The organism is Staphylococcus sp. GDY8P85P, assembly GCF_017892405.1.
In the GTDB taxonomy this organism is placed as follows: domain Bacteria; phylum Bacillota; class Bacilli; order Staphylococcales; family Staphylococcaceae; genus Staphylococcus; species Staphylococcus borealis.
This window is the reverse complement of record NZ_JAESLA010000004.1, coordinates 1-9,384: the sequence shown is the minus strand read 5'-3', so window position 1 is coordinate 9,384 and position 9,384 is coordinate 1. Positions and strand designations below refer to the sequence as shown.

The following is a 9,384-nucleotide window of genomic DNA, read 5'->3' as shown; positions in this document are numbered from 1 at the left end:
GTCCAATTTATTATAGAGCCCTGTTTCAGTTTGTTCGAGTTGATTTGGTGTAGAAAGAAATCCTTGTAAGCGGTTTCTTTTGTGGTTAAAAATTTTTCTCTGTGTAAATGCAATATAGTTAATGTTGTATGTTTGATGTATTTTCGTTAAAAACGGTCTAATGTCTTCAATATTAGCCATTCGATCTAAACCATCTTTTAAATCTTTGCCATCTTCACCTGGCAGTGATAAAGGCTCATAACCAAAGATTAAATCCACGTCGTATAAGAGCTCAGACATTTTTCTTCTCGCAGTTTGAAAATCCCACAACGCATCTCTAAAGTTCAAATCACAGCTTACAAAAAGACCTAATGTTTTAGCTATTTTGACCGCTTTTTTCAAGAATTCAAATAACGCATCGTTTAGTGCTGCCGTAATACCCGTAATATGAAACCATTCATGCGCTTTCAATATGCTTTCAATTTCATATTCATCAGGATTTAATTGGCTAAATACACTCATTTGTCTATCGTAAATAAGACGATTTGCTCTTTGTGCATAACCACTCTCAGTAAAATAAAGACCTAATCTGCCACTAGCACTTTTCACCTTGTCGGCATTCACGTTGTAACGTCTTAAATGTTGTATAATGTTGTCGCCAATATCATTATTAGGTAAAGCTGTTACCATTGCGGTGTCGATACCTAAGCCTGATAAGCCTATCGCAACATTCATTTCGGCCCCGCCATAATGAATATCAAACGCTTGTGCCTGTTCAAATGTTTGGTGATGCGGTGTACTTAATCGCATCAATATCTCGCCAAAAGTAATGAATGACATGTGCTCACCCACTTACTGTTTGAAATTTTCTGACAAATTTTTCTGTATTTTCTTTAATTACAGTATCGTTTCCATCTTTTGCATTTTTCATCAATGCACTACCAATGCCTACCGCATAAGCACCTTTGTTATACCAATCTTCTAAATTATCTAAAGATACGCCACCTGAAGGCATTAATTCTATATGTGGTATAGGTCCATGTACATTTTTTATGAAATTCGCGCCTAGCAAGTCTCCAGGGAATAATTTAACTAAGTCTACGCCTGATTCCATTGCTTGTACGATTTCTGTTACAGAACCACACCCAGGTAAATAAGGTACTGCGTATCTGTTACACATTTTAGCTATTTCAATATCCAAGTGAGGGCTTACGATATATTCAGCACCGTTTAAAATAGCGATTCGTGCTGTTGCACTATCTAATACAGTACCTGCTCCGATGACGATATGTTCATCGCTTGTCGCACTTAAGTGTCGAATAACTTCTTCTGCTTGAGGCGTTGTAAAGGTAATCTCAATATTATAAATGCCACCTTCTATCATTTGTTGAACAGCAGCGATTGCATCATCTTTGCTTTTACCTCTGACAACTGCGACGAGATAATTTTCATGCAATTGATTTAATATTTTTATTTTTTTCATTTTCGCAAAGCTCCTTATTTCTAATTTCTTTGCCAACCCAATTTCATTATATTTGCAAATGGCGAATCGTCAATTTAGCGCAGTCAGAAATCGCTTTCAAGCAAAAATAAACCCTTCCTACCAAACTCCTAAAAAGCTTGATATGAAAGGGTTTATAGCATATTTCTATTTTCTTAATGATGATGAATTACAACGAAATATCATCAAAATAAATGCTAAAAAAACAGTATAAATTGCTAATATTTTTTGTAAAATTTTAATGATTTTTATAAATTATTGACCTTAAATTTAAAAAAGTAGCAAATTTTCTAAATTTTCTATTACTTGAACTAGTGATAAATAAAAATGAATGATAATTTTAAATTGCAAGCAAAGTTCAACGCATCACTTCTAAGTTTAATTCACCGAGCTATATTGTTTACGATATTCTAACGGTGACAGTTGATACTTAGCTTTAAAACATTTTGTAAAGTAACTTTGCTGTTTAAAACCTATGTAATTTGAAATCTCATCAACTTTCATAGGTGTATGAATTAATAAATCTCTTCCCTTTTCAACACGTAATTGCATAATATATTGCGAAACAGATTGTCCCGTTTCCTGATTAAACAATCTTGACAGGTATGATGGTGCCAACCCAACTAAATCAGCCAATTCATTTAGACAAAGTGGACGATCCAAATTAATTTTGATGTGTTGAATGACAGTATTAATGTTAGCACTGTACTTAAGAGATTTAACCTTTAATGCGGTCTGTGCATACTCATAAATGAGGTTTTCCATTACGTGATCTAAGTCTTCAATGTCAGTGGCATCATCGATTTCTGCAGCATACTTCCCTGAGATATCATTGATGGTCAATAAATTGACGTTAGCCTTTTCAATGGCTTTCCGACATAACGTATTAACAAGAAACCCTCTATACTTATGATTTAATAAATCATCTGTGACGCGTCGTATGCCAGATACTGAAACTTTCATTAATTTAAATAAATTGAGTGCTTCATCAGCATTACCATTCTGTATGGCAGTCAGCATTCTATTTTCAATATCGTAGCGTTCTTTAATCTTATTAAATGTAAATTCATATTGTGCCTTATCTTTGGCGTGTGATTCTGGGTTACGATGAAAGCTAAAATCAATATCTTCAACACTATAATGAATATTTCTATTTTTTAAATATCGAACAGCTAGATGCGTCATATTGAGCGCTTGGCTATACTGACAAACCGGTATTTGCAGAAGATATTGTTTTAAGATGGTAAGTTTGGAATGTTTAATTTGGACTTCTTGAAGCATTTCGAGACATTTATTTTCACTCGGTCTTTGAAGTAAAAATGGACCTAATATAATCACTTGATGCGATTTTCGATATTTAAACATTAAAAAGTGTGCATCAAATTGATTCACATAGTGGTAAATCATATTACTTTTCATATTTTCTAAAAGTTTTTGTAGTTCTGCTTTATAGCGTTTGCTCTTTGTATTGGTAAAAGGCGATTTCAAGTGACTACTTACATGCTTGAGATCTTCCAAATCATATCGTTCAAGAGATACCATTAATAGTTCAAACGCATGCGTTTGTAAAATACCAAAAACTTCTCGATTTATCATATTAATCACCCTCATTTATGACTATTACAAGAAAGGATTGAAAACATTGAATTACACACTAGAACATTTTCAACCACAACATGATCACCTTATCTGCGTAGACTCAGATGGCTGTGGCATGGATACAATGACCATTAAACATGAACGTGCATTTGGACCAGCACTACTTGATATTTGGAATCTAGACGATATCAAAGATGACGTATTAAATCGTTGGAATCAATTTAACCTATATGAAATCACACGTGGTATTAATCGATTTCAAGGACTTGAAAAAATATTAACTGAATTGCATCAACAAGGTCGAACTGTAGATGGCTACGATGACATTAAAGCATGGGTAGATACGACGGCGACATTCTCAAATCCACAATTGCAACAAGATATTGAAGCTAACCCTGATAAAAAAGGTTTACGTTTAGCGTTAGACTGGTCAAACCGCGTTAATCAACTCATCCAACGACTTCCGAGTATTGGTCCTTTTGAATATGTATATGACGCTTTAAAGCGCGCCTATCATAACGCAGATATTGTGATTGTTTCATCTGCAAACCTATCAGCAGTTGAGACAGAATGGACTGAACACCAACTCACACCTTTTATAACTAGCATCTTCGCGCAAGAAGCTGGCACAAAAAAACATTGCATTAATCAACTCAAACGTTTATACGATGCAAATCAAGTACTCGTTCTAGGTGATGCTAAAGGCGATATGCAAGCGGCACAAGATAATGATGTGTTATTCTATCCAATTTTAGCTGGAAACGAAGCGACATCTTGGCTTGAATTTAAAGACAAATACTTAAATTTATTCATTAATAATCAGTTTGATAATACTATTCAAGAACATGTAATTCAACAATTTTATAATAATTTTGACTAGAAAAGGAGCATGATAACTATGGCACGAGTAGATTTGAAAGCTAAACCTTACTTTTTAAATGACGAACAAATTCAATGGGTTGAAGAGACATTGTCACATTTAACTGATGAAGAAAAAATAGGACAATTATTCTTTAATTTATTTTCATTAGAAGAAGATGGCGACTTTAACGATTCTGAGTATACAAATAAAGATATTTTAAATCGATATCATATCGGTGGTGCCCGCTATCAAGGCGGAAACAAGCAACAAGTTCAAGCGCTATTAAACGATTTACAACAACATAGTAAAGTGCCTTTACTTGTCGCTGCAAACTGTGACTCTGGTGGCAATGGAGCTTGTAAAAACGGTACGTATATCGCTTCAGCAGCTCAATGTGAAGCCGCTCAAGACAGTAAAGTCGCTTATAATGCAGGTTACGTATCTGGTCGAGAATCACAAGCACTTGGCGTTAACATTAACTTTGATCCTTGCGTTGATATTTTAAAAAATTGGCGTAACACAATTGTGAACACACGTGCATATGGAACAACTGCAGAAACCGTGATTAAATATACCAATGCCTTTATTAATGGCTTTAATGAAACACAAGATATGATCACTTGTATTAAACATTTCCCGGGTGACGGTACTGAAGAACGCGATCAGCACCTTGTATTAGGTGTAAATGAAATGACAACAGATGAATGGGATCAAAGTTTCCGAAAAGTCTATGAAAATCACATTAATAATGGGGTGGAAATGATCATGTCAGGTCATATTGCATTACCTCATTATTCTAAAAAACTCAATCCTGAGTTAGCAGACAAAGACATTTTACCAGCAACATTATCTAAAGAATTAATTACCGATTTATTAAAAGACGACTTAGCTTTTAATGGCTTAGTCGTAACAGACGCAAGTCATATGTTAGGTATGACTGCAGCCATGAAACGTGAAGACTATGTGCCTCAAGCGATTGCTGCCGGTTGCGATATGTTCTTATTCTTCAATGATTTAGAAGAAGACTTCCAGTTCATGTTAAACGGTTATCAAGACGGCGTGATCACTGACGACCGTCTAAATGATGCTGTAAGACGTATTCTAGGACTAAAAGCTAAAATACATTTACCTAAAAAGCAAGCACAGGGTACACTACTTAAAAATGAAGACGAACTTAGCGTTATCGGTTGTGATGAACACTTGGCAATGCAACAAGAAGCTGCCGATTTAGGCATCACATTAGTGAAGAACACATTAGATCAATTACCAATACGCCCTGAAACACACAAGAATATACGCTTGTATATTATCGAAGGTGAGAAAAATGGTATTTACAAATCAGATGACACTGTCGAACATAACTTAGTATCTATTCTAGAAGATCGTGGATTTAATGTGACAGTTAATGATGGCTCTACACGTGTAAAAGGTAAAACATTAGAATATCGTGATAACGTTGATGCTGCACTCGTATTCGCAAATATCGTTGGATACGCTGCTGAAAATAACTATCGCATCCGATGGTCAACTGCAATGAGTAACGAAATTCCATGGTACGTTCATGAAGTGCCTACCGTCTTTACATCACTCAATTTCACAACACACTTACATGATGCAACAATGGTCAAAGCCTATATCAACGCGTACCATTCAAATAAAACAACATTAGAAACCGTTGTAGATAAAATCATGGGCGAGTCAGATTTCAAAGGCGTGCCAAATGATTTAGTCTGGACAGATAAATGGCAAGCTAAATTATAATCATATAATATTTAAATTTATACAAAAACGCTAAGATACGCTCTTATTCAAAGGTGAGCGTATCTTAGCGTTATTTTCTTTGTTCAAGATAATGTGTAATTTATCAAATAATTATTTTAATTATTATTAATATGAAGAGAAATATACAATGAAAATATTCTTCATATAAATATTTGGAATGATGTTAATTAATAATCTCATCATGAAAAATAGTGGGACAATATTTTTCATGATATCAAAGAAAGGAAGAAAAATAACACTTATTATGCCAATAAAAGAAATATAGTTGAAGTATAATTAAAAACGATACACCATTTAGGTTCTTCATTTATATTCTTTTTGTTTATGTATCAAAACGCCTTATCAATTTATGATTAAAGACCGTTGGTTCAAATGTAGAATAACTTAAATCCAACGTCAAATCGAACTGATAAGTATAAAATGCTTAATTATAATACTCTTCTCTCAACAAACTATACACATAACTATCCGAGAACTTGCCACGTAAACGTTCGTTACTTCTCAACACACCCTCTTGCGTAAAACCAAGTCGTTCAGGTATGGCCCTACTTTTCGGATTTCGTGTCGACATTTGAATTTCTACGCGGTTAATATCAAACGTTTCGTACACGTAGCGAATCAACGCCTTTGTGCATGCCGTCATAATTCCCTTTTTTTGAAAATGCTCAGCCAAATAATAACCGATAGACGTACGTTTGTTAACAAGGTCTAAATAATGCAAGCCGATGACACCTACAAGTTCATCGTCATACCATATGCCACAATGAAAGCCGTCACCACGCGTAAATTGTTGTAACGCCGACTGAATAAATGTCTTACTGTGCGCAACATCAGTTGTATATTCGACAAATGGCAAGAACTCGCCTAAATAATCACGATTGCTATCTACTAAGTTGAAAAGTTGATCCGCTTCACGCTCTTCTAATATTTTTAACGTCACATGTTCATTCACTTGATAACCAAACATCATCGATATCGCCTCCAGTTAAAATTGTCAAATTATTCGGTAAATTACATATATAGTAACACAATTATATGTATTTTTATTAAAAGCTTAAATTCCATTCTATTTTGCATTAGCATAAAATGCTTGAAATTAAAAAATGACACATTATATTCCTCACCGCGACAATAAAAAATTGGAGTCTGAAACATACATAATATAATAATGCTATTTTGCAAATTCGCAGTAACTGACTGAACTAAGAAGGCACTTAAGTCAAGCTTGTCCCAGTTCTAGTCATCCTTGTGATTGAGGCGCCCAACAGAGAGTATTTCATTAAGACATTGCTCAAGCTAAGCACACTGGAGACAGCGCATTTAAGATAAATTTTGTCCCCCTCCACATCTTATATATATTATTCCATAATCGTTTCAATGACAGTTCTAATATTTTTATCGATATATTTATCAACATGTTTAACTAGATAATAATGACGTTTCACATTAAGTGTTTTTATCACTAAATTTTCATAATCTTCAGGATTAATTGCTGATTTGGAAATAATAGCAAATCCATTTCCAGCCTCTGCCATTTGTTTAATAATACTAATATTATTAATTTCTACTAAATAGGGATTTAATTTTAGTTCGGAAAGTCCTGCCTCTTGATAAAATCTCGTTCCTGATCCTTTTTCTCTAACGAAGCATATATCCATTCTAGGTTTAATTGATTTTTTATAAATATACACCATTTCATCTTCAATTATTGTTTTACATTCTATCGCATTATCTTGAATATCTTTTTCTACAATACCAATATCTACTCTATTGTGTTTAATATCGTTTATAACAGAATCTGAATTATTAATACGTAAATGAATATGTAACTTCGGATGTTGTTGCATAAGGATGGTGAGTTTTTCTGATAATAAATATTCACCATATGTATAACTACTTCCGACCGTTAGCGTGCCTGCGATGGTTTCGGATTCAGATGCTAAATTTTGCCATAATTCTTGTTCAATACTTTCCCGTTGCAATGCATATTGTAAAAGCTTTTCTCCATCATTCGTTAGTTTTAAATATGGAGACTTAAATTCAAATATATTTACATTATATTTTAATTCTAGACGTTTAATATCTCGACTAACAGACGGTTGTGACGTATATAAATTTTCTGCTGCTCTAGTAAAACTTTCTGTTTTGATTACTTCAATTAATACCTTATACGGATCCATGTATCATTCTCCTTCAAGTCTAATATATCATTTTTGATATAGATACTATACTAATTATTTATTTAACGTTATAACGATAACGTGCTAAGATTTCATATTGAGGTGAGAAATACATATGAAATCATTAACGCAAGCGTCATTTATAAAAGGCATTATATTTACATTTGTGATTGCAATTACCAGTTATATATTAGCTCAATTTCCTATTTTACATACAATTGGGGCTTTAGCTATTGCAATCATTTGTGCGATGATATACCGCCAAATCAAAGGTTATCCAGAACATCTTCGTCCTGGTATTACTTTTGCATCGAAGCGTTTATTAAAATTTGCGATTATCTTATATGGATTAAAACTAAATATGGGAGATATTCTAGGCAAAGGCTGGAAATTATTACTAATTGATATATTCGTCATTATCTTCTCAATTAGTTTAACTTTAATTTTAAATCGTATGCTTAAAGGAAATAAAGATATCTCTATACTACTTGGTATCGGTACAGGTGTATGTGGCGCTGCAGCTATTGCTGCTACAGCACCAATTTTAAAATCTAAAGAAAAAGACACCGCAATCAGTGTAGGTATTATTGCGCTAGTTGGAACTATATTTGCGCTAATGTATACAGCCATCGAGGCTATTTTTAAAATACCTGCGATAACTTATGGCGCTTGGGCAGGTATAAGTTTACATGAAATCGCTCAAGTCGTTTTAGCAGCAGGTATTGGTGGACCAGAGACAATGACGTTTGCTTTACTTGGAAAATTAGGTCGTGTTTTTTTACTCATTCCATTAAGTATTGTCTTAATTCTGTATATGCGTTATCAATCAAATTCAGATCAACAACAACAAAAAGTTCATATTCCTTATTTTCTAATTGGCTTTATTTTAATGGCTTGTATAAATACGTTTATCCCTATACCTTCAATGTTGATGAATATTATTAATGTCATCACAACGTTATGTATGTTAATGGCAATGGTCGCTTTGGGGTTAAATATCGTTTTAAAAGACGTCATCTCAAGCGCACTTAAACCTTCTATCGTTATCTTTATTACTTCAATTTGTCTATCTAGTGTGACACTCCTAATCGCGTATATAATGTTTACATAGATGATTATGTTATACGTTTATATGCCAACAAAACATGCATTCTAAAATACTGAAATGCACGTTTTTTCAATCATTGTACTTCAATCCTTGAACAGGCTTCTGTTTTTGTTCACTATCTCTCTCCAGTTGAAAATGGTGAACTATTATTATTAGATGTGCGTCCCACAGAAGAATATGAAAGTGGCTATTTCCCTGGAGCAATCTCCATGCCGATTGAGGAATTAGAAGACAATGTTTTAGATTGGAGATATGTAAACATACTAAGATTAGCTGTGAAGAAATCTATGACGATAGATTTTTTCACAGCTATTTTTTATAGTTGTAGAGAGAAGTAGACTGTGCACTCCCCTGGATTTTAAATCCGTATTAA

At 33.7% G+C, this 9,384-nt stretch carries 9 protein-coding genes; 4 read left to right on the top strand and 5 right to left on the bottom strand.

Going from position 1 to position 9,384, the window contains the following annotated elements:
• From KA828_RS01085 to KA828_RS01075, 3 genes are all read right to left on the bottom strand, one after another.
• Window positions 1-819, bottom strand: an 819-nt coding sequence (locus KA828_RS01085) for a sugar kinase (RefSeq protein ID WP_210125234.1), incomplete at its 3' end; no start/stop codon positions are given.
• Window positions 820-823: 4 nt separating this feature from the next.
• Entirely contained in the window at window positions 824-1,462 is a 639-nt protein-coding gene (locus tag KA828_RS01080; RefSeq protein ID WP_053030292.1) for a bifunctional 2-keto-4-hydroxyglutarate aldolase/2-keto-3-deoxy-6-phosphogluconate aldolase, read from the bottom strand.
• A 396-nt stretch (window positions 1,463-1,858) separates the two neighbouring features.
• Entirely contained in the window at window positions 1,859-3,076 is a 1,218-nt protein-coding gene (locus KA828_RS01075; RefSeq protein ID WP_107629436.1) for a helix-turn-helix domain-containing protein, read from the bottom strand.
• A gap of 46 nt (window positions 3,077-3,122) precedes the next feature.
• On the opposite strand from KA828_RS01075, the gene KA828_RS01070 reads away from it, so the two are divergent.
• Together KA828_RS01070 and KA828_RS01065 are read left to right on the top strand one after the other, a co-directional pair.
• Window positions 3,123-3,959, top strand: a complete 837-nt coding sequence (locus KA828_RS01070) for an HAD family hydrolase (protein WP_107629435.1) — start codon at window positions 3,123-3,125, stop codon at window positions 3,957-3,959.
• Window positions 3,960-3,977: 18 nt separating this feature from the next.
• Complete coding sequence (locus tag KA828_RS01065) at window positions 3,978-5,702, top strand: glycoside hydrolase family 3 protein (protein ID WP_210125233.1); 1,725 nt, start codon at window positions 3,978-3,980, stop codon at window positions 5,700-5,702.
• 445 nt (window positions 5,703-6,147) lie between these two features.
• On the opposite strand, the gene KA828_RS01060 is transcribed toward KA828_RS01065, so the two are convergent.
• Both KA828_RS01060 and KA828_RS01055 read right to left on the bottom strand, forming a co-directional pair.
• Window positions 6,148-6,690, bottom strand: coding sequence for a GNAT family N-acetyltransferase (locus KA828_RS01060; protein WP_210125235.1), 543 nt, complete (start codon window positions 6,688-6,690; stop codon window positions 6,148-6,150).
• Window positions 6,691-7,081: 391 nt separating this feature from the next.
• Window positions 7,082-7,903: a LysR family transcriptional regulator gene (locus tag KA828_RS01055; protein ID WP_210125232.1), complete on the bottom strand. Its 822-nt coding sequence runs from the start codon at window positions 7,901-7,903 to the stop codon at window positions 7,082-7,084.
• A 115-nt stretch (window positions 7,904-8,018) separates the two neighbouring features.
• Between KA828_RS01055 and KA828_RS01050 the strand changes: the two genes are divergently transcribed.
• Together KA828_RS01050 and KA828_RS13325 are read left to right on the top strand one after the other, a co-directional pair.
• On the top strand, window positions 8,019-9,014 hold the full coding sequence (locus KA828_RS01050) for a YeiH family protein (RefSeq protein ID WP_210125231.1): 996 nt from the start codon (window positions 8,019-8,021) through the stop codon (window positions 9,012-9,014).
• An 83-nt stretch (window positions 9,015-9,097) separates the two neighbouring features.
• Complete coding sequence (locus tag KA828_RS13325; protein ID WP_348634760.1) at window positions 9,098-9,349, top strand: rhodanese-like domain-containing protein; 252 nt, start codon at window positions 9,098-9,100, stop codon at window positions 9,347-9,349.
• Window positions 9,350-9,384: the final 35 nt, after the last annotated feature.

Bases quoted from the DNA above. Each gene is read 5' to 3' on its own strand.
- KA828_RS01080 (WP_053030292.1), bottom strand. From the start codon at position 1,462: ATGAAAAAAATAAAAATATTAAATCAATTGCATGAAAATTATCTCGTC.
- KA828_RS01075 (WP_107629436.1), bottom strand. From the start codon at position 3,076: ATGATAAATCGAGAAGTTTTTGGTATTTTACAAACGCATGCGTTTGAA.
- KA828_RS01065 (WP_210125233.1), top strand. From the start codon at position 3,978: ATGGCACGAGTAGATTTGAAAGCTAAACCTTACTTTTTAAATGACGAA.
- KA828_RS01060 (WP_210125235.1), bottom strand. From the start codon at position 6,690: ATGTTTGGTTATCAAGTGAATGAACATGTGACGTTAAAAATATTAGAA.
- KA828_RS01055 (WP_210125232.1), bottom strand. From the start codon at position 7,903: ATGGATCCGTATAAGGTATTAATTGAAGTAATCAAAACAGAAAGTTTT.
- KA828_RS01050 (WP_210125231.1), top strand. From the start codon at position 8,019: ATGAAATCATTAACGCAAGCGTCATTTATAAAAGGCATTATATTTACA.